This is a genomic window from Defluviimonas salinarum (assembly GCF_026013545.1).
Classification (GTDB): domain Bacteria; phylum Pseudomonadota; class Alphaproteobacteria; order Rhodobacterales; family Rhodobacteraceae; genus Albidovulum; species Albidovulum salinarum.
On record NZ_JAPDOG010000048.1, the window covers coordinates 1 to 20,483 of the forward strand.

Genomic DNA, 20,483 nt, shown 5'->3' on the forward strand with positions numbered 1-20,483 from the left:
TCAAGAACGCCCGCCGTGTCGCCACCCGCTACGACAAGACTGCCGAAAGCTTCCTGGGTTTCATCGACATAACCTCGATCCGCCTCTGGCTCCGCCAATTGTCAACATGACCTAGGGCCGGGGGTCAGCTGCCTTCCGTTTTCCCCTTCAGGGACTCGGTCAATGACCGGATCCGCGTGTCGAGCCAGACCCGCGCGGAATCGACGCTGGTGACATAGCCCGTAAGTGCCGGCTCCAGCGCCGGCACGCTTTTCGCCAGGGGTGGCGCAGCGACATAGAGCGACAGCAGCAGAAGAGCGGCAAGGAGCGCCGTGGAGAACCCGAGCCGGAAGCCGGAGCGGCGCCGCCGCAGCGTCTCGGGCGCGTCGATCGAGGCCGGTTCGTCGCCGCGCTCGGATGTGGCGCGGAGCGTCGAGTTGATCGCCTCGATATCCGGCAGGAGCTCGCGCCGCGACGCACGCGAGACGAGCGCCTCGTCGTCGGATTCGTCGTCGTCGCCGCGCATACGCGCCATCCGCTCGGCGGTTTCCTCGATTCGCGGCGGGGCGGCGGAAGCGGAGGCGGGTTGGGGCTCGGCCGCCGATCCCTCGGCCTGCCGCGCAATTTCCTCTCGTTCGGCTTCCTCGCGCAGGACGTTGCGGACCGCGTCGTCGAGAATGCGCCGCCGATCGGCGGCCATGCGCATCGCCGGCGATTCCTCGGCTTCCTCGGCCGTTGGCTCCGGGGTGTCGTCCATCGGAGCGCGATCGGCTTCGCCAGCCGCCGTTCCGGCCAATGCTGCCCTGACAAGCTCCGTCTCGCGATCCGAATCCGCGGCAACGGGTGCCGTGTCCGGCCCCGCGTCGTCGGTCGGATAGTCGGAGGACGGCGTTTCCGCCTCGGCTCCGGCATCGTAGGGTTCATCATCTGCCGCAAGGGCAGGGCTCTCTTCGGTCTCCGCGACCGGTTCGGCGACGGGCTCCTGCGCGGCCGGGCTTTCGGCGCGCGGCGCCGCGGGCGCGGCCTGACTCGCCGCTTCGGCTCTCAGCCGCGCGGCCGAGACCTGAAACCACGCATGACCGCAATTCGAGCATTGGACGTCACGCCCCGATTCAGGGATGGCGCTCTCGTCCACTTCGTATTGAGCGCCGCAACTGGGGCACGTCAGCCGCATGTCGATCCTACCCGTTTCACCCGCCGTACTTCCCGCCAAACGCCGTTCTGGCCATTGTTATGAGCCTGTTGTAGCAAGCAACCGCAAATCGTCCAAGCCTAAGTGGTGCGGAACGGAAAATCAGATGCGGGTCATGGCGCAACTGCCATGAGCGAACAGGGGCAGGCCGTGATCGAATTCGAGAACGTGGCACATGGATATGGCGGCGGACCGCTCCTGTCGGAGGTCACGCTGAGCCTCGCGCCGGGGTCGTTCCACTTTCTCACCGGCCCCTCGGGCGCGGGCAAGTCCACCTTCCTAAAGCTGTGCTACGGCGAGCTGGCGCCGGTCGCCGGGCGGATCGCGCTCTTCGGCCAGGAGCTCGACGCGATGTCGCGCGACGACATCGCCCGCCTGCGCCAGAGGGTCGGCGTCGTCCATCAGGACTGCCAGTTCCTCGACCATCTGCCGATTGCGGACAATGTCGCCCTGCCGCTGACGGTTTCGGGCCGCGACGCCGACCCGACCGAACTGCGCGAGCTCATCGCCTGGGTCGGGCTGACCGGGCGGCTCAAGAGCTTGCCGCCCGCGCTTTCGGGCGGCGAGCGCCAGCGTGCGGCGCTCGCCCGAGCGGTGATCATGTCGCCCGACGTGCTGCTCGCCGATGAGCCGACCGGCAATCTCGACTGGGAGATGTCGCTGCGTCTCCTGGCGCTGCTGGTGGAGTTGAACCGGATGGGAAAGACGATCGTCGTCGCGACCCATGATCTCAACCTGATACGCGCCGCCAAGGCGCAGGTCTCGGCCCGCGTCCTGAGGATCAAGGACCGGCGGTTGCTGCTGGCGGGGGCCGAGCTGTGATGGATCGTCTCAACCGCGTCGCGGCGCTCCTGACCGGCGACTCCCGTTCCGCCCAGGTGGTTCCCCCCTCGGGCTCCGCGGCCTGGCTGACCGTGCTTGCCGCCGCGGCGATGGCGCTGCTCGCGGTCTTCGCGCTGGCGCTGACGCTCGCCACCGGACGGCTGGCGGAGCGCTGGTCGGGCGCGCTGTCGCAAACCGCCACGGTGCGGATCTCGGCGCCGCAGGCGCAATTGGAGGCGCAAACGAAACAGGTGCTCGACATCCTCGCCGCGACGCCCGGCATCGCGTCCGCGCGCGCCATCGAACCGGCCGAGACGCGGGCGCTGCTCGCGCCGTGGTTCGGCCCCGACCTGCCGGTCGAGAGCCTGCCCATCCCGCAGCTCATCGAGGTGACCGAGACGGCGAGTGGTTTCGACGCCGAGGGACTGTCGCTGCGGCTCAAGGCGGAGGCTCCCGGCGCGACGCTCGATGACCACATGCGCTGGCGGAAGCCGCTGGTGGAGGCGGCGGGGTGGATCCGGGCGCTGGGCTTCCTGGCGCTCGGCCTGACCGGCGCGGCGCTGGCGGCAATGGTGACACTCGCCGCACAGGCCGCGCTCGCCGCGAACCGGCAGGTGATCCGGGTGCTGCGGCTGATCGGCGCGCGCGACGCCTACATCGGCCGCGCCTTCGTGCGCCGCTTCACCTTGCGCGCCTTCTTCGGGGCCCTCGCCGGCACGCTGCCGGGCATGGCGGCAGTGGCGCTCCTGCCGGCGGCATCCGAAGCGGGCGGGTTCCTGACCGGGCTCGGCTTCTCGGGTGCCCAGTGGCTCTGGCCGCTGGCAATTCCGCTCGTGGCGGCTATCGTGGCCTTCTGGGCGACGCGCGCCGCGGCGTTCCGGATGCTTCGGGAGGTGCAATGAGGCTGGCGCTGCAATACCTTCTGTCGGTGATCTTCATCGTCCAGATGTACCTCGCGATGGCGCTCTACGCGCTCTTCTGGACCCCGTTCGTGATGCTGCGCCGCGAGGCGGTCTTCGACGCGGTCCACGCCTATTGCCGCTGGGTCCGCGTCTCGGCCGCCGTGCTGGTCGGGCTCAAGTCGGAAATCCGCGGCGAGGTGCCCTCGGACGAGGTGCTGATCGGCGCCAAGCACCAGAGCTTCTTCGACATCATCCTGATGTGCTCGGTGCTGCCGCGGCCGAAGTTCATCATGAAGAAGGAACTGCTCTGGGCGCCGATCGTCGGCTGGTACGCCAAGAAGCTCGGCTGCATCCCGGTCGATCGCGGCAAGCGCGGCAAGGCGATCAAGATGATGGTCGCCGCGGTGCAGGCCGGCACCGCCTGGCCCGGCCAGCTCATCATCTATCCCCAGGGCACCCGCGTCGCCGCCGGCACGGTCAAGCCCTACAAGGTCGGGGTCGGCGTCCTTTATTCGCAGCTCGGTCAGGACTGCGTGCCCGCGGCCACCAATGTCGGCGTCTTCTGGCCGCGCCACGGCCTCCTGCGCAAACCCGGCCTCGCGGTGGTCGAGTTCCTGCCGCGGATCCCGGCGGGCCTGTCGGTCGAGGAGTTCATGGGCCGGATCGAGCCCGAGATCGAGGACGCCTCGAACCGGATCATGGCCGAGGTCGGATTCCCTTCGCCCCACGGTTGAGGGGCGGCTTCCGTCAGGTTAGTCGCGGCTTGATTGGCGAAGAACCGACACGTTCGAGGGGGTGCCGTCGGCACCGATGTCGGGCATCAGCAGGTCTTCGAGGAAGAATGCGATGAGCTGGGTGCGGTTGGTGAGGTTCGACTTGCGGTAAACGCTCGCCGCGTGCTGGCGGACGGTGGCGACGGTACTGTCGCGCAGAGCCGCGATCTCCTTGTGCGACAATCCCTTGAGCATGAGCCCCGCGACATCGGCCTCGGCCGAGGTCAGCTCCCATGCGCGGAACTGCGTGGAGATGGCGCGCGACAATCCTTCGACATGGGCCCGCGCTGTCTTGCGCCAGTGCTCGCTGTCGCGCCGGGCGTGCACCAGCCCCTCCATCAGCGCCGCGCGTTCGCGCCGCATGTCACGGGATTCGACCAGCATGTTGGCGGTGAACACCACCGCGCCGATCAGCAGGAGCAGCTCGGCGATATCGGCCGCCAGCGTCACCGGATCGAACGGGTCGGGAGTCCGTATGTGCTCCACGGTGAACAGCGCCGCGTAGAGCGCACCGGCAAAGCAGGCAAACAGGATCGGACGGCGCATGGCTTCCTCCTCCGCTCAGAGCCTTGGATTCTAGCACGGTTTCGGGGCCGAACCTATTGCCCCTTTGGGCGAGTGCGCGTACCGCGCCTCAGGCGGTAAGCCCCTTCGAGCCCATGTTGAGAAACTTGTCGCGCCGGTCTTTGACAAGCTCCGCCGGCTTCTTGTCGCTGAGCTCCTTGAGCATCCCGCCGATCGCGGTGCCGACGCTCCGGATCGCCTCGTCGCGCTGGCGCTGGGCGCCGCCGAGCGGCTCGGGAATGATCCGGTCGATCACGCCGAGCTTCAGGAGATCCTGGGCGGTCAGCCGCAGCGCATTCGCCGCCTCGCGCATCCGCTCGGCGTCCTTCCACAGGATCGAGGCGCAGCCCTCGGGCGTGATCACCGAATAGATCGAATGCTCGAGCATCGCGACCCGGTTCGCCGTGGCGAAGGCCACCGCCCCGCCCGAACCGCCCTCGCCGATCACCACCGAGATCAGCGGCACGCCGATCTCCAGACATTTCTGGGTCGAACGCGCGATCGCCTCGGACTGGCCGCGCTCCTCCGCGCCCTTGCCGGGATAGGCGCCGGGCGTGTCGACGAGCGTGATCACCGGCAGCCGGAAACGGTCGGCGAGGTCCATCAGGCGGATCGCCTTGCGATAGCCCTCGGGCCGGGCCATGCCGAAGTTGCGCTCGATCCGGGTCTTGGTGTCGGAGCCCTTCTCCTGCCCGATCACCACCACCGGCTGGTCGTCGAAGCGGGCGAGACCACCCATCACCGCGTGGTCGTCAGCGAAATTACGGTCGCCGGCGAGGGTCGTGAACTCGGTGAAGAGCGTGTCGATGTAGTCCTTGCAATGTGGCCGGTCGGGATGGCGCGCGACCTGGCATTTGCGCCAGGGATCGAGGTTCTTGTAGAGATCTTTCAGCATGTCTGCCGACTTCTTGTCGAGCGCGGCGGCCTCCTTGGAGACGTCCATTCCCTCGTTCTTGCGGGCGAGCGCCCGAAGCTCTTCGGCCTTGCCTTCGATCTCGGCCAGGGGCTTTTCGAATTCGAGGTAGTTCATGGCGCTCTCTCTCAAGGGTCAGCGGTCTATATGCCGACAGGCGCCGGCTTATGCAACTCCATGCGTTCCCGCGTGGACAAGCCCTGGGTCCGGCCTTAGCGTCGCGCGCGTCATGTCCGTCCCGATCGCCCTCGACAGCCGCGCCTCCTGGACCCGCCTCGCCATTGCGCTTCTGGCGGGCGTGGTGGGCAATGTCGGCATGTGGGCGGTGATCCTCGTCATGCCGGCGGTCGAGGCGGAGTTCGGCACCGACCGAGCCGCCGCCGCGCTGCCCTATACGCTGACGATGGCGGGATTCGCGCTCGGGAACTACCAGATCGGCCGCGCGGTCGACCGTTTCGGCATGAGCGCCGCGCTGGTCGCGTCGGCGCTGCTGATCGCGGCGGGCTACGCGCTGGCCGCGGCGAGCGGCTCGGTCGCTGCGCTCTCGGCGGTGCATTTTATCATCGGCTTCGGCTCAGCGGCGAGCTTCGGACCGCTGATCGCCGATGTCTCGCAATGGTTCCTCAAGCGCCGCGGCATCGCCGTCGCGTTCGTGGCGAGCAGCAACTACCTGTCTGGGGCGATCTGGCCGGTGGCTCTCGCCGGCCTGCTGGAGTCGCAGGGCTGGCGCGCAGTCTACCTTGTGCTGTCGCTGCTGACGCTCGCCGTGGTGATCCCGCTCGCGCTCCTGCTCCGGCGCCGCCTGCCCGAGGACATGGCAGACCACACGACCCGCATCGCCGCCGATCGCGCCGCGACCACCGGGCTCTCGCCGAGGGCGCTGCAATGGCTTCTGGCGCTTGCGGGCGTCGGCTGCTGCGTGGCGATGTCGATGCCGCAGGTCCATATCGTCGCCTATTGCGTCGATCTCGGTTTTGGCGCCGCGATCGGGGCCGAGATGCTGTCGCTGATGCTCCTCGGCGGCGTCGCCTCGCGGCTCGTTTCGGGGCTACTTGCCGACATGCTCGGCGGCGTACGCACGCTTCTGATCGGCTCGGTGCTGCAGGCTGTGGCACTGGTCCTCTACCTGCCTTCGGCGGGCCTGACATCGCTATACGTCGTCAGTCTCGTCTTCGGGCTGTCGCAGGGCGGCATCGTGCCCTCCTACGCGGTCATCGTGCGGGAATACCTCCCCGCGAAGGAAGCCGGCGCGCGGGTCGGCTTCGTGATGATGGCGACCCTCGTCGGCATGGCCTTGGGCGGCTGGATGTCGGGCTGGATCTACGACCTTACCGGTTCCTACCGGATGGCCTTCGTCAACGGCATCGGCTGGAACCTCGTGAACCTCGCCATCGTCGCTTGGATCTTCTCCCGCGCGCGCCCGCGGCTCTCCGCGCGCGCCTGAAGGAGCGACAACGGCCTGCCCTTCATCTTGCCGCAAGTATCCTCGGGGGTGAATTGGCCGCGAGGCCAAGAGGGGGCGGAAAGCCCCCCATTCCTCAGCCGGCGATCATCTCGGCCTGACGCACGATTACCTCGGCCTGCTTGATCGAGGCGATGTCGACGAGCCGGCCCTTGTAGACGGTCGCCCCGGCGCCCTCGGATTTGGCCTTTTCCATCGCGGCGAGGATCTCGCGCGCCTCGGTCACCTGGGCCTCCGACGGCGTGAAGACCTCGTTGCAGAGCGCCACCTGCTTGGGGTGGATCGCCCATTTCCCGACCATGCCGAGCGTAGCCGAGCGCCGCGCCTGGGCGCGGAAGCCCTCGTCGTCGGAGAAGTCGCCGAAGGGGCCGTCCACCGGCAACACGCCGTGGGTGCGGCAGGCCGCGACGATTGCGGCCTGGGCCCAGTGCCAGGGGTCGGACCAGTGCTTCTGGCCCTCGCGGACCATGTAGTAATTCTCCTGCGTGCCGCCGATCCCGGTGGTCTGCATCCCCATCGAGGCGGCGAAGTCGGCCGCGCCGAGGCTCATCGCCTGAAGCCGCGGCGAGGACGCCGCGATCGCCTCGACATGGGCGATGCCAGCGGCCGATTCGATGATGACTTCCAGGGAGATACGCTTCTTGCGGCCTTTTGCCGCCTCGATCGCCGTCACAAGCGCATCGACCGCGTAGACATCGGCGGCGCAGCCCACCTTGGGGATCATGATCTGGTCGAGCCGGTCGCCGGATTGTTCAAGAAGATCAACGACGTCGCGGTACCAGTAGGGCGTGTCGAGACCGTTGATCCGGACGCTGAGGTACTTGTTGCCCCAGTCCACGTCGCCGATCGCCTGGATGATGTTCTTCCGCGCTTCGGGCTTGTCGTCGGGGGCGACCGAATCCTCGAGGTCGAGGTTGATGACGTCGGCCGCGGAGCCCGCCATCTTCTCGAAGATCGCCGGACGCGAGCCGGGGCCGAAGAGCTGGCAGCGGTTCGGGCGGGCAGGGGCGGCGGGTTGGAGGCGGAAGCTCATCGGCAAATCCTTCGGCAAGGAAGTTTCGTGAAGTCTCCACGTTCGGATAGAATATTGCGCTGCGCCGCGCAAGCATCCTTTTGCAGGTGCAGAAATTCGGGCGACGCCAAAGGGGAGATGTCCGTATGCCCCGCGTACCGCCTGCTTACAGATGCCGTACCGACACGCGCCGCTGTCGGACCGGCTTGACGGCGGGCCGGGGCGGCGCGACACCGGGGGGCCCGGAACCGTCCGGGGAGGTTCCGGAGACCGCCGATGACGCTCACCCTGACCGAGGACAGCTTCCCGCTGGCGGAGGTCTTCACCATCTCGCGCGGCTCGAAGACCGAGGCGCGGGTACTGACCGCGACCGTCGCCCGCGACGGTGTGACCGGGCGCGGCGAATGCGTGCCCTATGCCCGCTACGGCGAGAGCATCGCGAGCGTGGCGGACCAGATCGCCGCCCTGCCCGAGGGCATCGAGCGGGCGGCGCTGCAGCAGGCGCTGCCGCCCGGCGCGGCGCGCAACGCGGTCGATTGCGCGCTTTGGGACTGGGAGGCGAAACGCGCGGGCCGGCGGGTCTGGGAACTCGCGGGATGCGCGGCGCCGGGGGCGATGGTCACCGCCTTCACGCTGTCGCTCGACACGCCGGAGCGGATGCGGACGGCGGCGGCGCGGGCCGCGCAGCGGCCGGTCCTGAAGATCAAGCTCGGCGGCGAGGGCGACATGGCGCGGCTCGAGGCGGTCCGGGCGGGCGCGCCGGCGGCCCGGATCATCGTCGATGCCAACGAGGGCTGGACGGCGGAACTTTATGCGGAGCTCGCGCCGCATCTCGTCCGGCTCGGGGTGGTGCTGGTCGAACAGCCGCTGCCTGCGGGCGATGACGCGATGCTCGCCGAGATCGCCCGGCCGGTACCGGTCTGCGCCGACGAGAGCTGCCATGACCGTGCCTCGCTCGCCGCCCTCGCAGGGAGCTATGACGTGGTGAACATCAAGCTCGACAAGACCGGCGGTCTGACCGAGGCGCTGGCGCTCAGAGACGCGGCGCGGGCGGCGGGGTTCGGGATCATGGTCGGCTGCATGGTCGGCTCCTCGCTCGCGATGGCGCCGGCGGTTGTGGTGGCGGAAGGGGCGGAGTTCGTCGATCTCGACGGGCCGCTCCTGCTCGCGCGGGACCGCGCGCCGGGGCTGGACTACGCGGGCTCCGTTCTCCGGCCGCCGGTCGCGGCGCTCTGGGGCTGAGGCGGGGTCAGCGCCCGTCGACTGGCTCCGCCGTGACGGTGGTGAGTGCGCGACAGGGTTCGTCGCCGAGGCAGACATAGCTGTGGTCGAACTCCGACTCGAAATAGATTGAATCTCCGGCATCCAGCTGGCGCCGCTTGCCGTGGATGTCGATGCCGAGGCTACCGCTCATCACGTAGACGATCTCCACCCCGGCATGGGAATGGGGCGCGGAAGCGGGGGCGCCGGGCGGGAACTCGGCCAGATAGGCTTCCATCCGGCGGTCGGTGACGGGAAAGTCGAGGCTTTCGAAGTGGAAGGTCGGCTCGCCCGAGGGCGTATTCGGAAGCCGGATGCGCTCCTTCTTGCGCACGATCTCGACGATCGGCACGACTTCACCTTCGGCGAAGAAATGCTCCAGACCGACGCCGAAGACCAGCGCGATGCGCATCAGCGTCGGCAGCGTCGGAAAGAGCTGTCCGCGCTCGATGCGCGAGAGCATCCCGGCCGAGAGCCCGGAATGGTCGCCGAGTTGCTCCAGCCCCAGCCCCTTCGCCGTCCTCAGGCCCCGGACCTTCTGGCCGATTCGGTAGGCTTCCAACCGGTCGTTCAGCGTTTCGGACAGCATTTCCCTGCTCCCTCTTTGCGTCTCACGAAAATACACCTGCCAGTGTTTTCGTGTCGTTAAATAATTGTGCATATCACGCAAATGTGCGTGACGCGACAAACTTTGTCGTGTCATTAAAATACCCGTCGCCGTTCCAATCAAGTCCCCAGGCGGCTCGATACGAAAGGATGAACCATGAAATTCCGTAAGCCTTTTCTGCCCGCGATCTCACTGGCTGCCGCGCTGGCCATGACCAGCGTGCCGGCGCTTTCCGGCACGGCCGACATCGTCGACACCGCGGTTGCGGCCGGTGAATTCGGCACGCTCGCGGCGGCGCTGACGGCGGCCGACCTGGTCGACACGCTGAAGGGCGAGGGGCCGTTCACGGTCTTCGCGCCGACCGACGCGGCCTTCGCGGCGCTGCCCGAGGGCACCGTCGAGGACCTCCTTAAGCCGGAGAACAAGGACAAGCTGACCGCCGTCCTGACCTACCACGTCGTGCCGGGCAAGGTGATGTCGGGCGACCTGACGAACGGCATGCAAGCCTCCACCGTCAACGGCGCCGAGGTGACGATCATGACCGAAGGCGGGGTCATGGTGAACGACGCCCATGTCACGGCCGCCGATGTTGAGGCCTCGAACGGGGTCATCCACGTCATCGACAAGGTCATCCTCCCGTCGATGTAACCCCAATCGGAGGGGGCCGCGGCCCCCTCCCCACCTGCCGGAAAGGGAGGACACGATGAACAGACGAAATGCCCTGCGCGCCCTTGTCGCCGCAACCGCCATCGCGACGATTTCCGCCTGCACGACGACGCAGCGATCCGGGCCGGACGTGGTCACGGTCGCGGCCACCAACGAGGATTTCTCGACGCTGGTCGCCGCCATCAAGGCGGCGGGGCTGGAAGAGACATTGCGGGGCGACGGGCCCTTCACCGTCTTCGCGCCGACGAACGCGGCCTTCGCGGCACTGCCGGTCGGAACGGTGGACGACCTGCTGAAGCCGGAGAACAAGGACCAGCTGGTGTCGGTCCTGACCTATCACGTCGTGCCCGGCACGGTGACCTCGGACCGGCTCGCGGGGCAGCGCCTCGACGTCGCAACGGTTCAGGGCGGGGCGCTCAGGATCGACGGGCGCGACGGCGTCCGCGTCAACGACGCCAATGTGACCGGGGCCGATGTGATGGCCTCCAACGGCGTCGTTCATGTCATCGACGCCGTGTTGCTTCCGCCTTCCAAGTGACCCGATCCGCGCCCGGTCCGGAGGGCCGGGCGCGCGAAGCCACGAAAGGACCAGACATGAACTTGCTCAATCTCACCACCCTCGCGCTCGTCATCATCGGCGCCTTGAACTGGGGCCTGGTCGGCATCGTGAATGTCGATCTGGTCGCCGCGATCCTGGGGGACGGCAGCCTTCTGTCGCGCCTCGTCTACATTCTCGTGGGTCTGTCCGGTGCCTATCAGGTAATTTCGGCCTGGAAGGGCGCCGCCGTGCGCGTCTAAGTCCCTCGGCGCCACGGCCGTGCGTGCCTGCTCCCCTGGGCGCGACGGCAGAACGTCCGGCGCGGTCCGTTCATGGACCGCGCCGGACGCCTTTGTGGCGGGCGAACCGCTTGACGTCGCGGCGCCGAGGCCCGATGACAGGGCGTCAGCCTGAAGGAGCGCCGTGATGAGCCGGACCGTCTATGTGAACGGGGAGTACCTGCCCGAGGAGGAGGCGAAGATCTCGGTCTTCGACCGCGGTTTCCTGATGGCCGACGCGGTCTACGAGGTGACGAGCGTGCTTGGCGGCAAGCTCATCGATTTCGCCGGCCATGCCGAGCGGCTGCACCGCTCGCTGGCGCTGCTCGACATGCGCCAGCCGGTGACGGACGAGGAACTGCTGGCGGTCCACCGCGAGCTGGTGGCGCGGAACGGGATCGAGGACGGGCTCGTCTATCTGCAGGTCACCCGCGGCAATCCCGGCGACCGCGATTTCGCCTTCCCGGACCCGGACAAGGTGAAGGCGGGGATCGTGCTTTTCACCCAGTCGAAGCCCGGTCTGGCCGACAACCCGGCGGCGAAGACCGGCATGAAGGTGATCTCGATCCCCGACATCCGCTGGGGCCGTCGTGACATCAAGACGGTGCAGCTCCTTTACCCCTCGATCGGCAAGATGATGGCGAAGAAGGCGGGATGCGACGATGCCTGGTTCGTCGAGGACGAGGGCGTGGTGACCGAGGGCACCTCGAACAACGCCTATATCGTGAAGGGCGGCAGGATCGTCACCCGGCAGCTCAGCGAGGACATCCTGCACGGCATCACCCGCGCCGCGATCCTGCGGTTTGCGCGCGAGGCGCAGATGGTGGTCGAGGAGCGGGCCTTCACCGTTGCCGAGGCGCAGGCGGCGGACGAGGCCTTCGTGACCTCGGCCTCGGCCTTCGTGATGCCGGTCGTCGAGATCGACGGCGTGGCGCTCGGGTCCGGTGCGCCGGGGCCGGTGACGCGGCGGCTCAGGGAGATCTATCTGGAGGAAAGCCGCAAGGCGGCGATCTGAGCGGGCGCCCCAAGCCGGCTTGTCAGAGGGGCGATTCCGGCGCAGCATCCTGGTCAGGCATAGCAGGGTGCGCGTGAGATGATCGATTACGCCGATCCGGAAGTCGCCGGCTATTGTGACGTGCCGGGGGGGCGTGTCTGGTACAGGATCAACGGACGCGACAGACCCGGTGCGCCGCTGGTCGCGATCACCGGCGGGCCCGGGCTCTCGCACCATTATTTCCTGCCGTTGCTGCGCTTCGCGGAAGACCGGCCTGTCGTGCTGTACGACCAGCTGGACACCGGTAATGCCGACCGGCCCAAGGACCCGTCGAACTGGACGCTCGGCCGGCCCGTCGAGGAGCTGGAATGCCTGCGCGCCGCACTGGCGCTCGACCGCGTCATTCCGGTCGGGCATTCCTGGGGCGGGCTCGTGGGCTACGAATATGCCCTTGCCCACCCGGACCGCTGCGCGGCGCTCATGCTGTGGAGCCCGTTCCTCAGTTGCGCGCGCTGGACGGCGGACACGAGGGATCTGATCGCCGGCCTGCCGGACTACGTCCAGCGGCTGATCGCGGCCTGCGAGGCGCGCGGCGCCTATGACGACCCCGCCTTCGAGCACGCCAATGCGATGTTCGCAAAGCGCCATGTCCGGGTCGTCGATCCCCGGCCGCCCGAACTGGCCCGCGCCGCCTCAGGCTTTGCGACGGAGTTGTACAACGCCGTCAACGGGCCGAGCGAGTTCAGCCTCTCGGGCGTGGTTCGCGGTTACGAGGGGATCGAACGGATCGGCGAGTTGGGGATGCCGGTGCTCTTTTTCTGCGGCGAGCACGACGAGGCCCGGCCCGCGACGATGCGCGAATTCGCCGGCCGGGCGCCGCAGGCGGAGATGGCGGAAATCCCCGGAGCGGCGCATTTCAGCCTCAACGAGAATCCCGAAGCGACGCTGGCGGTGCTGGGGGATTTCCTGGCGCGTCATGGCAGCTGACGGGCAGGGCCGGACGGTCAGGCGGAGGACTGGACGAGATGCACCGTGACGGCAGCGTAGAAGACTCCGCTCGCAGCCAGCACGAAGACATGCCAGATCGTGTAGTGATAGGGCAGCCGCTCCCAGAGGTAGAAGATCACCCCGGCGGTGTAGAGGATGCCGCCGGTGAGGATCAGGGTCAGCACCGGCCATGACAGCGCGGCGAGGAGCGCGCCGCCGGCCACGAGCCCGGCCCAGCCCATGCCGAGATAGAGCGCGAGCGCCAGCAGCCGGAACCGGTCGGGTGCCGTGACCTTGAGCCCGATGCCGGCCAGCGCCGCGACCCAGATGCCGGCGAGGAGCCACAGGCCCTGGCCCGACAGGAGCGTGAAGGGCGTGTAGGTGCCCGCGATCTTGACGTAGATCGCCGAATGGTCGAGCCGCTTCAGTACCCCCTCCCAGCCGCTGCCGGGCAGGAGGTTGTAGAGCGCCGAGCAGAGCAGCATCGTGATCAGCGCGAGCCCGTAGACCGTAATGCCGAGGAGCGCGGTGAAGTCGCCGCGCAGGAAGGCGGTGACGGTGATCAGCACCGGCACCGCGACGAGCACGATCGTCAGCCCCGAGACATGGATCACCGCATCCGAAAGACGCTCGGAGCGGGAATAGTCGGAACGGGTCTCCAGCAGGGCCATGATGGTACAAGGCTACCAGCTTGCGGGTTAACCGCCTACGAAACAGCGGTAAACTCCGCGTGTTTCGACGGGAAACGGCCGGATTCCGTTACGTCACACGTCCTCCCACGGGAAGCTGTCGAGCCGTTCCGCGCCGGTTTCGGTGATCAGAACCTGGGTTTCGAGCTTGATCGATTCTGTTCCCTTTTCCGCGATCAGGCTTTCGACGCAGAGCACCATACCGGGCTCGAACCGCCCCGCCATCGCCCGGTTGGTCCAATCGACGTGCAGGGGCACCACGGGCCATTCGTCGGCCATGCCGACACCGTGCACGGCCAGCGAGTAGCGGTAGTCGATATGCTTTTCCGGGATGCGCCAGCTCTTCTCGTTGAACTCGGCGAAGTCGCGGCCGGGGACCAGGAGGGCGAGGTTGTGCTCGATCTGGTCGAGCGCCGTCCGGTAGAGCCGTCGCTGCGTTTGGTTCATCGGCTCATAGCCGCAGACCCAGGACCGCGAGAGATCGGCGCAGTAGCCGTAGGGGCCGATCATGTCGGTGTCGAAGGAGATCATCTCGCCAGCACGGACGGGGCGGTGCGAGCATTCCCGGTACCAGGGATTGGTGTTCGGTCCCGCGGTCAGGAGCTTCGTCTCCAGCCAGTCGCCGCCGGAACGGGCATTCTCGAAATGCAGATGCGCCCAGAGCTCCTGTTCGGTGACGCCGGGCAGGGAATGCTCGTAGATCCGCGCCATGCCGGCCTCGCAGACCCGGATGGTCCAGCGCATCAGCTGGATTTCCTCGGGCGACTTGATCGCGCGGGCGGTCTCGGCGAGTTCGGCGCCGTCGACGAGGCTGATCCCGCGTTCGGCGAGCGCGGGCGGCGCGTTGATGTCGAGCTTGTCGGCCGCGAGCCGCATGTTGCCGCCGCCGTGGCTGCGGACGAGATCGGCGATCTCGTCGGCCCAGTCCTCGACGAAGCCCCGGGTCTGGTCGCCGCGGCTCATGAACATGTAGGTGATCGCGGTCCGCACCTCGTCGATGCCGGGCAGGCCTTGGGCGAGATGCTCGCAGCCCTTGAACTCGAAGAGGATCGCCGGGCCGCCCGCGAGGATCAGCGCGTAGCGCATCGGATTGTGCGCGGTCCAGACCTGCATGTTCGAGACGTCGAAGGCGTAGCGGATATTGACCGGATCGTAGAGCAGCAGCCCCGCGACGTCGTGGCGCGCGATCTGGTCGCGCAGCCGCCCGAGGCGGTAGGCGCGGGCGGTGTCGAGCACCGCCCCCGGAATCGGCGAGACGAGCGGCCGGTTAGAGCCCTCGGAGTTGAGGTAGGTCGTCTTGCGGGCGTCCTTGAACGGGCCGCTCATGCCGCGCGGCCGTAAAAGCCCCGCTGCTCCTCCTCGGTGAAGCGCACGCCGGGGCGCTCGTAGAAGGAAAAGACCGTGATGATGCGGGCGCGGGTCCCCTTGACCGGGGTCACCCGGTGGGCGGTGTTCTTGCCCTTGAAGACGTTGAGCGTGCCGGGGGCGAGGGTGAGCCGCTTCAGGTCCGGATCGCCGTCCGCGAGAAGCCGCGCGACGCCCTCGTAGTTCGGGTCGTCGTCGCTCCGAAGGTCGGAGCGGTATTCGAATTCGCCGCCCGCCTCCGGCGCCTGCAGGAGGAGCGTCGTCGTGAACTCGGAGCGGTCGAAATGCCAGTTGAGCGCCTCGCCCGTGCCATAGGCCATCGCGTTCACGCGGGCGAGCGGGTCGTCCATCGTGTGAAGCACGGGCTTCTCCATTGCTGCGGCGAGGAACCGGGCGAAACCGGGCCAGTCGTAGAGCGCTGCGACCACGCCACCGATCTGGTCGCCGCAGAGCGTGCGGTTGACCGTCTCGAACTCCCTGAGCGCCGGGTGGCCGGGGGCGAGGCCGGGGATCTCCTTGCGGAAGTAGATGTTGTGCTTGCGGGCATGGGTGAAGCTTTCGCCGTCGAAGCGCGGGACAAGCGCGGAAACGGCGGCTCCGATCGCCTCGGGCTTCAGGAAGCCCTCGAAGTTGAACATGCCGTCGCGGGCGAGATCGGCGCGGGCTCGGGCGACGAGCGCCTGCCACTCCGGGCTCTCGGGCCGGTCGAGCGGATAACGGTCGAGATCGATGATGTCCTGCATGGTGTCCATGGCGTCCTCCCTGTCGCGCAGAGGCTGGGGTCGGAGCGCCGTTCTTGCAACGGGAGAAATTTTCGCGGAGCATAAGAAAAACTTTCGGAATCGCGATGTCCACCCTACCGCCCCTCAACGCCCTCCGCGCCTTCGAGACCGCCGCCCGCGCCGGCAGCTTCGTCGCCGCCGGGGTGGAACTCGGCGTCACCTCGGCCGCCGTCAGCCAGCAGGTCCGTGCGCTCGAGGAGCATCTCGGCAAGCAGCTCTTCCTGAGGCAGGGCAACCGGATCACGCTCACCGATGCCGGCCGCGCGATCTATCCCCGGGTCGAGTTCGCGCTGACCGATCTCGCCGCGGTGGCGGCGGAGCTCGGCGAGGGGCGGATGCGGGCGCGGCTGGTGCTCTCGGTCATCCCCTCGGTCGCCGAATTGTGGCTCGTCCCGGCGCTCGCCGGGTTCGAGGGGCGGGCCGGGATCGAGATCCGGGTCGAGGAGGATCCGGTGGCCTTCGGCCGCGAGGGCGCCGACCTGCGGCTGACCTACGGCGGCCACGCCTATCCCGACCACCAAACCGAGCCCCTGTTCCGCGACCGGATCGCCGCCGTCGCGGCACCGGGGTTCGCGCTGCCCGAGGAGGGACTGGCGGCGCTCCCCGACAGCGCCTTCATCCATACCGACTGGGGCGCTTCCTACGCGACGCAGCCGGCCTGGGCGGCGTGGTTCGCGGCGAAGGGCGACACCCGCCGCCCCGACCCGAAGGCCGGGCTCCGGGTCGGCACGACCGGGCTCGCGCTCGCCGCCGCCCGCGCCGGCCTCGGCGTCGCGCTGGTTCCGGAACGTCTTGCGGGCGTCGAGATCCGCGCGGGGGCGCTCGTCAGGATCGACGCCACCGCGCTGCCGATGTCCTGGGACTACGTGCTGGTCTTTCCGCGCGCCCATGCGCGCCGGCCGCGCCTGAAAGCCCTCGTCGCGCATCTCCACGGGGCCGTCGGAGACTGAACCCGCATCGGCGTTCTTCATTGCCGAAATACCCCCGCCGGAGGCAGGCGGAGCGCCCTTCGCCCCGCGAAGGGCGCGACAGACCGCTTGCGCCCGGAACGGGCGCACCGCCGGATCACGCCGGATCAGCCCTCCTTCGGGCCGACATTCTCGCGGAACGCCACCTCGAAGGCGGCCTGCTTGGCGGCATCCGCCTCGGTCTGGTGCGATGCCTTCCAGTCGTCATAAGGCATGCCGTAATAGATCTCGCGCGCCTCGTCCTTGGTCATCGCGACGCCGCGCTCGCTGGCGGCCTCCTGGTACCAGCGGGCGAGGCAGTTGCGGCAGAAGCCCGCGAGGTTCATCAGGTCGATGTTCTGCACATCCGCGCGCTTTTCCATCAGGTGTTGGCGCAGCGTCCGGAAGGCGGCGGCCTCGATCTCGATCCGGGTCTTGTCGTCCATGTCGTCCTCCCTGCTCAGAGATCGGTGTCGGCGAGCGCCGCTTCAAGGATCGGCGCCAGCCGGTCGGCCCAGGCGATCTGGCCGTCCTGGTGGCGGATCAGATCGTGGCGGATCTCGATCAGCACGTTCGCCCGGCCCGTCTTCAGCGCGTGGCGGTCGATAGAATCGCCGTCGAGATGGCCGCCGTAGGGCTCGTTCTCGCCCACGTTGAGGTCGGGCTCGGCCCGGAGCCGCTCGAGCACGGCAAGCGAAAGCTTGGGGTCGAGATGCGAATAGAGGATGCCCACCTGCCAGGGCCGGTCGCCGCGCCCGAAGAGCCGCGGCGTGAAGCTGTGCACCGCGCAGATCACGGCGTCGGCGCGCCGCGCGGCGAGGGTTTCGAGCGCGGCGTGATAGGGCCGGTGGAAGGCGTTCAGGCGCCGCTCGGTCTCGGCCGCGTCGACCGCGCGGTTCGCCGGGATCACCGTGCCGTCATAGAGCTTCATCACCAGCGTCGGGTCATCCTCGCCGCGGTTCGGGTCGATCACGAGCCGCGAGAAATCCGACAGAATCGCCGGCGCACCCAGCCGCTCGGCCAGCCGCCGGGTCACGCCTGCCGCGCCGATGTCGTAGGCGATGTGGCGCTCCATGTCCTCCGCCGCGATACCGAGGTCGCCGCCGCCGATGCAGGGCGGCACGCGGTTCGTCGCATGGTCGCAGGTCACGAGCCAGCGGGACGGACGGTCTTCGCCGACGATCTCGAACGGGTGGTCTGTCATGAGGCCTGTACGTCTTCCGGAATGCCTTCCTTTAGATCAGCGCGCGGCAAAGCGCCAGTTGCCCGGCGCGGTGTTTTCGGCCATAGAGGGGCCGACCAAGATGATAGCGCAAACGGAAGAAACGACATGGCCCCGATGAGACGCCTCCGCAACGTGAAGATCGTGGCCACGCTCGGCCCCTCGTCGAGCGACTACGAGACGATCAAGGCGCTCTTCGAGGCCGGCGCCGACGTGTTCCGGCTCAACATGAGCCACGGCAGCCACGAGGAGCAGGCCGCCCGCCACGCGATCATCCGCCGGATCGAGGCCGAGACCGGCCGCCCGATCGCGATCCTCGCCGACCTGCAGGGGCCGAAGCTGCGCGTCGGCACCTTCGCGCGGGGCTCCGAGGAGCTCGAGGAAGGCGCGGCCTTCCGCTTCGACCTCGACCCCGCCGAGGGCGACGCGAGCCGCGTCTGCCTGCCGCACAGGGAGATCTTCGCTGCGCTCGAACCGGGCGCCACGCTTCTCGTCAACGACGGCAAGATCCGGCTCAAGGTCGAGGACTGCGGCGCCGATTTCGCCGATTGCAAGGTGACGACCGGGGGCACGATCTCCAACCGCAAGGGCGTGAACGTGCCCGACGTGGTGCTGCCGCTCGCCGCGCTGTCCGACAAGGACCGGGCCGACCTGGAGTTTGCCTGCGAGCTCGGGGTCGACTGGCTCGCGCTCTCCTTCGTGCAGCGGCCCGAGGATGTCGAGGAGGCGCGCGGCCTCGCGAAGGGGCGCGCGGCGATACTGTCGAAGATCGAGAAGCCGGCGGCGGTCAACGCCTACCCGGCGATCCTCGCCGCCTCGGACGGGATCATGGTGGCGCGCGGCGATCTCGGGGTCGAATTGCCGGTCCATTCGGTGCCGCCGATCCAGAAGCGGCTGGTGCGCGGCGCGCGGGCGGCGGCGAAGCCGGTGATCGTCGCGACCCAGATGCTCGAATCGATGATCGAGAGCCCGATGCCGACGCGCGCCGAGGTCTCCGACGTCGCCACCGCGATCTACGAGGGCGCGGATGCGGTGATGCTCTCGGCCGAGAGCGCCGCGGGCCAGTATCCGGTCGAGGCCGTGCGGACGATGGACAATGTCGCCAAATCGGTCGAGAGCGATCCGACCTACCGCCAGGTGATCGAGGCCTCGCGCCGGGTCGAGCGGACGAGCATCGCCGACGGCATCGTCGCGGCGGCGCGCGAGATCGCCGAGGCGACCGACATCCACGCGATCTGCTGTTTCAGCCAGTCGGGCCGGACCGCGAGCCTCGTCGCCCGCGAGCGGCCGAACGTCCCGATCATCGCGCTCTCGCCGGTGACCGCGACGCTGCGGCGGCTCTGCCTGACCTGGGGCGTGCACTGCGTGCTGACCGACGCGATCGAGCGGTTCAAGATGGCCGTCGTCAGCGCCGCGCGGGCGGCGCGCGACTACGGGTTCGCGACCGAGAAGGACCAGATCGTGGTGACCGCGGGCGTGCCCTTCAACGTCAAGGGCACGACGAACATCCTGCGCGTCGCGCCCTGCGACGAGCGGCTGATTTTTCGCACCGATCCGGAATAGCGCTGAGACGCGGCCCCGAGTCGTGCGGCAGAGGCGGGCGCTTGCCGCCTTGGCTTGAGCCAAGGACCTAACAGGGTGGGATCACTTCCCGACCTGGCGGATTCTGAATACGAATGATACCAATCTCTTACGCGTTCTTGTGGCGACTCCCGCCGGGGGCGTCGCGAAGGGGTGGCGCCCGCCGGAGACGGAGAGGGTAGCCAGCTGGCGCGGAGGTCTGGCGTCGCTAACTGCCGCGACCGCTTCGCCGCTGCTTGGCCTGCGACCAGGCAACGCCGAGGTATTTCCAGGGATAGCGATGTGCATGATCGCGCTCGGCCCGTGCCCGATCGCGCTCGCCCCGCGCCTGATTTCGCGCGGTCAGCGCCTGATCGCGTTCCGCCCGTGCCTGATTGTGTTCGGCCCAGGCTTGTTCGAACTCGGCCCGTACCTGTTCGAGCTCGGCCCGTGCATGGTCGAGTTCGGTCCGTGCCAGATCGAGCTCGGCCCGTCGTTGGTCCCGCTCGGCAATGGCCGTCGCCAGTTTTATTTCATCCTCGGCCCAAAGCTCCCGAATGACGTTCACATAGGCATCATTCAGCTTTTGGATCACGGCCTCGTTGGACGGAAGGCGCTCGTCACCGAACTCGGTTTGTCGCGTCGGAGCGTTATCGGGGATGGCTTCGGCCCGAGGGCGGAGGAAGCTTTCCAAGCTTTCCCCGCGACCGGAAACATCCTCAAGGTCATAGGCACCGAGGAGCGAAGCACCGACTTTCTGTTCGACCCAACGCACATCGTCTTCACAGAGCCGTTCGAGCACCAGCGCGGGGGGCAATTTGAATGGTGCGCCCGCATGATCTTTCTGGAGCCTGCCTAGGGTCAGGACCCATTGATCTGCTTGAAGCTGCCGCCGCCGGGTGATTCAAGGCTCCAGACTGACGGGGTTGATGATGAGCAATCTTTTCTGGCTGACGGACGAGCAGATGG

At 68.2% G+C, this 20,483-nt stretch carries 23 protein-coding genes and 1 pseudogene; 13 read left to right on the forward strand and 11 right to left on the reverse strand.

What is annotated here, in order from left to right:
• Window positions 1-110, forward strand: a pseudogene (locus tag OM960_RS23850) (IS5/IS1182 family transposase); the annotation flags it as partial.
• A 14-nt stretch (window positions 111-124) separates the two neighbouring features.
• On the opposite strand, the gene OM960_RS23855 reads toward OM960_RS23850, so the two are convergent.
• A complete protein-coding gene (locus OM960_RS23855) occupies window positions 125-1,153 on the reverse strand; it encodes a zinc-ribbon domain-containing protein (protein WP_264773726.1) in 1,029 nt (342 codons plus the stop codon).
• A 168-nt stretch (window positions 1,154-1,321) separates the two neighbouring features.
• On the opposite strand from OM960_RS23855, the gene OM960_RS23860 reads away from it, so the two are divergent.
• From OM960_RS23860 to OM960_RS23870, 3 genes are read left to right on the forward strand one after another with little or no spacing between them, the layout of a single operon-like run.
• Window positions 1,322-1,993 carry a cell division ATP-binding protein FtsE gene (locus tag OM960_RS23860; protein ID WP_263335749.1) on the forward strand — a complete coding sequence of 224 codons (672 nt, stop codon included), beginning with the start codon at window positions 1,322-1,324 and terminating at the stop codon, window positions 1,991-1,993.
• Entirely contained in the window at window positions 1,993-2,895 is a 903-nt protein-coding gene (locus tag OM960_RS23865; protein ID WP_264773727.1) for a cell division protein FtsX, read from the forward strand. The genes OM960_RS23860 and OM960_RS23865 overlap by 1 nt, the downstream gene beginning before the upstream one ends.
• The gene (locus OM960_RS23870) at window positions 2,892-3,629 is read left to right on the forward strand and encodes a lysophospholipid acyltransferase family protein (RefSeq protein ID WP_264773728.1); all 738 of its coding nucleotides are present in this window, start codon (window positions 2,892-2,894) and stop codon (window positions 3,627-3,629) included. The genes OM960_RS23865 and OM960_RS23870 overlap by 4 nt, the downstream gene beginning before the upstream one ends.
• Before the next feature lie 18 nt (window positions 3,630-3,647).
• Here OM960_RS23870 and OM960_RS23875 read toward each other — a convergent pair whose 3' ends face one another.
• On the reverse strand, window positions 3,648-4,214 hold the full coding sequence (locus OM960_RS23875; protein WP_264773729.1) for a helix-turn-helix transcriptional regulator: 567 nt from the start codon (window positions 4,212-4,214) through the stop codon (window positions 3,648-3,650).
• Between the two features lie 88 nt (window positions 4,215-4,302).
• Entirely contained in the window at window positions 4,303-5,262 is a 960-nt protein-coding gene (locus tag OM960_RS23880) for an acetyl-CoA carboxylase carboxyltransferase subunit alpha (RefSeq protein WP_263335454.1), read from the reverse strand.
• Between the two features lie 112 nt (window positions 5,263-5,374).
• Here OM960_RS23880 and OM960_RS23885 point away from each other — a divergent pair, with 112 nt between their 5' ends.
• Complete coding sequence (locus OM960_RS23885) at window positions 5,375-6,589, forward strand: MFS transporter (protein WP_264773730.1); 1,215 nt, start codon at window positions 5,375-5,377, stop codon at window positions 6,587-6,589.
• A gap of 94 nt (window positions 6,590-6,683) precedes the next feature.
• Here the strand turns inward: OM960_RS23885 and OM960_RS23890 are convergent, their stop codons facing one another.
• Complete coding sequence (locus OM960_RS23890; RefSeq protein WP_263335452.1) at window positions 6,684-7,640, reverse strand: L-malyl-CoA/beta-methylmalyl-CoA lyase; 957 nt, start codon at window positions 7,638-7,640, stop codon at window positions 6,684-6,686.
• Between the two features lie 255 nt (window positions 7,641-7,895).
• On the opposite strand from OM960_RS23890, the gene dgcA reads away from it, so the two are divergent.
• Window positions 7,896-8,861, forward strand: a complete 966-nt coding sequence (dgcA, locus tag OM960_RS23895) for an N-acetyl-D-Glu racemase DgcA (RefSeq protein ID WP_264773731.1) — start codon at window positions 7,896-7,898, stop codon at window positions 8,859-8,861.
• A gap of 7 nt (window positions 8,862-8,868) precedes the next feature.
• On the opposite strand, the gene OM960_RS23900 is transcribed toward dgcA, so the two are convergent.
• Window positions 8,869-9,468: a helix-turn-helix domain-containing protein gene (locus tag OM960_RS23900; protein ID WP_264773732.1), complete on the reverse strand. Its 600-nt coding sequence runs from the start codon at window positions 9,466-9,468 to the stop codon at window positions 8,869-8,871.
• Between the two features lie 174 nt (window positions 9,469-9,642).
• On the opposite strand from OM960_RS23900, the gene OM960_RS23905 reads away from it, so the two are divergent.
• The 5 genes from OM960_RS23905 (at window position 9,643) to OM960_RS23925 (ending at window position 12,949) form a co-directional block, all read left to right on the forward strand.
• On the forward strand, window positions 9,643-10,134 hold the full coding sequence (locus OM960_RS23905) for a fasciclin domain-containing protein (RefSeq protein ID WP_263335449.1): 492 nt from the start codon (window positions 9,643-9,645) through the stop codon (window positions 10,132-10,134).
• A 55-nt stretch (window positions 10,135-10,189) separates the two neighbouring features.
• Window positions 10,190-10,690: a fasciclin domain-containing protein gene (locus tag OM960_RS23910; protein WP_263335448.1), complete on the forward strand. Its 501-nt coding sequence runs from the start codon at window positions 10,190-10,192 to the stop codon at window positions 10,688-10,690.
• A gap of 56 nt (window positions 10,691-10,746) precedes the next feature.
• On the forward strand, window positions 10,747-10,950 hold the full coding sequence (locus OM960_RS23915; RefSeq protein WP_264773733.1) for a DUF378 domain-containing protein: 204 nt from the start codon (window positions 10,747-10,749) through the stop codon (window positions 10,948-10,950).
• A gap of 166 nt (window positions 10,951-11,116) precedes the next feature.
• Complete coding sequence (locus tag OM960_RS23920; RefSeq protein WP_264773734.1) at window positions 11,117-11,983, forward strand: D-amino-acid transaminase; 867 nt, start codon at window positions 11,117-11,119, stop codon at window positions 11,981-11,983.
• A gap of 78 nt (window positions 11,984-12,061) precedes the next feature.
• Entirely contained in the window at window positions 12,062-12,949 is an 888-nt protein-coding gene (locus OM960_RS23925; protein ID WP_264773735.1) for a proline iminopeptidase-family hydrolase, read from the forward strand.
• A gap of 17 nt (window positions 12,950-12,966) precedes the next feature.
• Here OM960_RS23925 and trhA read toward each other — a convergent pair whose 3' ends face one another.
• The 3 genes from trhA to OM960_RS23940 form a co-directional block, all read right to left on the reverse strand.
• Window positions 12,967-13,623: a PAQR family membrane homeostasis protein TrhA gene (gene trhA, locus OM960_RS23930; protein ID WP_432759536.1), complete on the reverse strand. Its 657-nt coding sequence runs from the start codon at window positions 13,621-13,623 to the stop codon at window positions 12,967-12,969.
• A gap of 90 nt (window positions 13,624-13,713) precedes the next feature.
• Window positions 13,714-14,964 carry a M24 family metallopeptidase gene (locus OM960_RS23935; RefSeq protein ID WP_264773737.1) on the reverse strand — a complete coding sequence of 417 codons (1,251 nt, stop codon included), beginning with the start codon at window positions 14,962-14,964 and terminating at the stop codon, window positions 13,714-13,716.
• On the reverse strand, window positions 14,961-15,755 hold the full coding sequence (locus OM960_RS23940) for a HalD/BesD family halogenase (protein ID WP_264773738.1): 795 nt from the start codon (window positions 15,753-15,755) through the stop codon (window positions 14,961-14,963). Before OM960_RS23940 ends, OM960_RS23935 begins: the two co-directional genes overlap by 4 nt.
• Window positions 15,756-15,850: 95 nt before the next feature.
• On the opposite strand from OM960_RS23940, the gene OM960_RS23945 reads away from it, so the two are divergent.
• Window positions 15,851-16,735 (forward strand): LysR substrate-binding domain-containing protein, encoded by an 885-nt coding sequence (locus tag OM960_RS23945; RefSeq protein ID WP_263335441.1) that lies wholly within the window; start codon window positions 15,851-15,853, stop codon window positions 16,733-16,735.
• Between the two features lie 125 nt (window positions 16,736-16,860).
• On the opposite strand, the gene OM960_RS23950 is transcribed toward OM960_RS23945, so the two are convergent.
• Window positions 16,861-17,178 (reverse strand): DUF1244 domain-containing protein, encoded by a 318-nt coding sequence (locus OM960_RS23950; RefSeq protein WP_264773739.1) that lies wholly within the window; start codon window positions 17,176-17,178, stop codon window positions 16,861-16,863.
• Between the two features lie 14 nt (window positions 17,179-17,192).
• Window positions 17,193-17,936: an N-formylglutamate amidohydrolase gene (locus OM960_RS23955; protein ID WP_263335439.1), complete on the reverse strand. Its 744-nt coding sequence runs from the start codon at window positions 17,934-17,936 to the stop codon at window positions 17,193-17,195.
• Between the two features lie 135 nt (window positions 17,937-18,071).
• On the opposite strand from OM960_RS23955, the gene pyk reads away from it, so the two are divergent.
• Window positions 18,072-19,517, forward strand: coding sequence for a pyruvate kinase (gene pyk, locus OM960_RS23960; RefSeq protein WP_263335437.1), 1,446 nt, complete (start codon window positions 18,072-18,074; stop codon window positions 19,515-19,517).
• 226 nt (window positions 19,518-19,743) lie between these two features.
• Here the strand turns inward: pyk and OM960_RS23965 are convergent, their stop codons facing one another.
• On the reverse strand, window positions 19,744-20,316 hold the full coding sequence (locus OM960_RS23965; RefSeq protein ID WP_264773740.1) for a hypothetical protein: 573 nt from the start codon (window positions 20,314-20,316) through the stop codon (window positions 19,744-19,746).
• Window positions 20,317-20,483: the final 167 nt, after the last annotated feature.

What these genes read in the sequence shown, in the direction of transcription:
- OM960_RS23855 (WP_264773726.1), bottom strand. Translation starts at nt 1,153, where the DNA reads ATGCGGCTGACGTGCCCCAGTTGCGGCGCTCAATACGAAGTGGACGAG.
- OM960_RS23865 (WP_264773727.1), top strand. Translation starts at nt 1,993, where the DNA reads ATGGATCGTCTCAACCGCGTCGCGGCGCTCCTGACCGGCGACTCCCGT.
- OM960_RS23870 (WP_264773728.1), top strand. Translation starts at nt 2,892, where the DNA reads ATGAGGCTGGCGCTGCAATACCTTCTGTCGGTGATCTTCATCGTCCAG.
- OM960_RS23875 (WP_264773729.1), bottom strand. Translation starts at nt 4,214, where the DNA reads ATGCGCCGTCCGATCCTGTTTGCCTGCTTTGCCGGTGCGCTCTACGCG.
- OM960_RS23880 (WP_263335454.1), bottom strand. Translation starts at nt 5,262, where the DNA reads ATGAACTACCTCGAATTCGAAAAGCCCCTGGCCGAGATCGAAGGCAAG.
- OM960_RS23885 (WP_264773730.1), top strand. Translation starts at nt 5,375, where the DNA reads ATGTCCGTCCCGATCGCCCTCGACAGCCGCGCCTCCTGGACCCGCCTC.
- OM960_RS23890 (WP_263335452.1), bottom strand. Translation starts at nt 7,640, where the DNA reads ATGAGCTTCCGCCTCCAACCCGCCGCCCCTGCCCGCCCGAACCGCTGC.
- dgcA (WP_264773731.1), top strand. Translation starts at nt 7,896, where the DNA reads ATGACGCTCACCCTGACCGAGGACAGCTTCCCGCTGGCGGAGGTCTTC.
- OM960_RS23900 (WP_264773732.1), bottom strand. Translation starts at nt 9,468, where the DNA reads ATGCTGTCCGAAACGCTGAACGACCGGTTGGAAGCCTACCGAATCGGC.
- OM960_RS23905 (WP_263335449.1), top strand. Translation starts at nt 9,643, where the DNA reads ATGAAATTCCGTAAGCCTTTTCTGCCCGCGATCTCACTGGCTGCCGCG.
- OM960_RS23910 (WP_263335448.1), top strand. Translation starts at nt 10,190, where the DNA reads ATGAACAGACGAAATGCCCTGCGCGCCCTTGTCGCCGCAACCGCCATC.
- OM960_RS23915 (WP_264773733.1), top strand. Translation starts at nt 10,747, where the DNA reads ATGAACTTGCTCAATCTCACCACCCTCGCGCTCGTCATCATCGGCGCC.
- OM960_RS23920 (WP_264773734.1), top strand. Translation starts at nt 11,117, where the DNA reads ATGAGCCGGACCGTCTATGTGAACGGGGAGTACCTGCCCGAGGAGGAG.
- OM960_RS23925 (WP_264773735.1), top strand. Translation starts at nt 12,062, where the DNA reads ATGATCGATTACGCCGATCCGGAAGTCGCCGGCTATTGTGACGTGCCG.
- OM960_RS23935 (WP_264773737.1), bottom strand. Translation starts at nt 14,964, where the DNA reads ATGAGCGGCCCGTTCAAGGACGCCCGCAAGACGACCTACCTCAACTCC.
- OM960_RS23940 (WP_264773738.1), bottom strand. Translation starts at nt 15,755, where the DNA reads ATGGACACCATGCAGGACATCATCGATCTCGACCGTTATCCGCTCGAC.
- OM960_RS23945 (WP_263335441.1), top strand. Translation starts at nt 15,851, where the DNA reads ATGTCCACCCTACCGCCCCTCAACGCCCTCCGCGCCTTCGAGACCGCC.
- OM960_RS23950 (WP_264773739.1), bottom strand. Translation starts at nt 17,178, where the DNA reads ATGGACGACAAGACCCGGATCGAGATCGAGGCCGCCGCCTTCCGGACG.
- OM960_RS23955 (WP_263335439.1), bottom strand. Translation starts at nt 17,936, where the DNA reads ATGACAGACCACCCGTTCGAGATCGTCGGCGAAGACCGTCCGTCCCGC.
- pyk (WP_263335437.1), top strand. Translation starts at nt 18,072, where the DNA reads ATGAGACGCCTCCGCAACGTGAAGATCGTGGCCACGCTCGGCCCCTCG.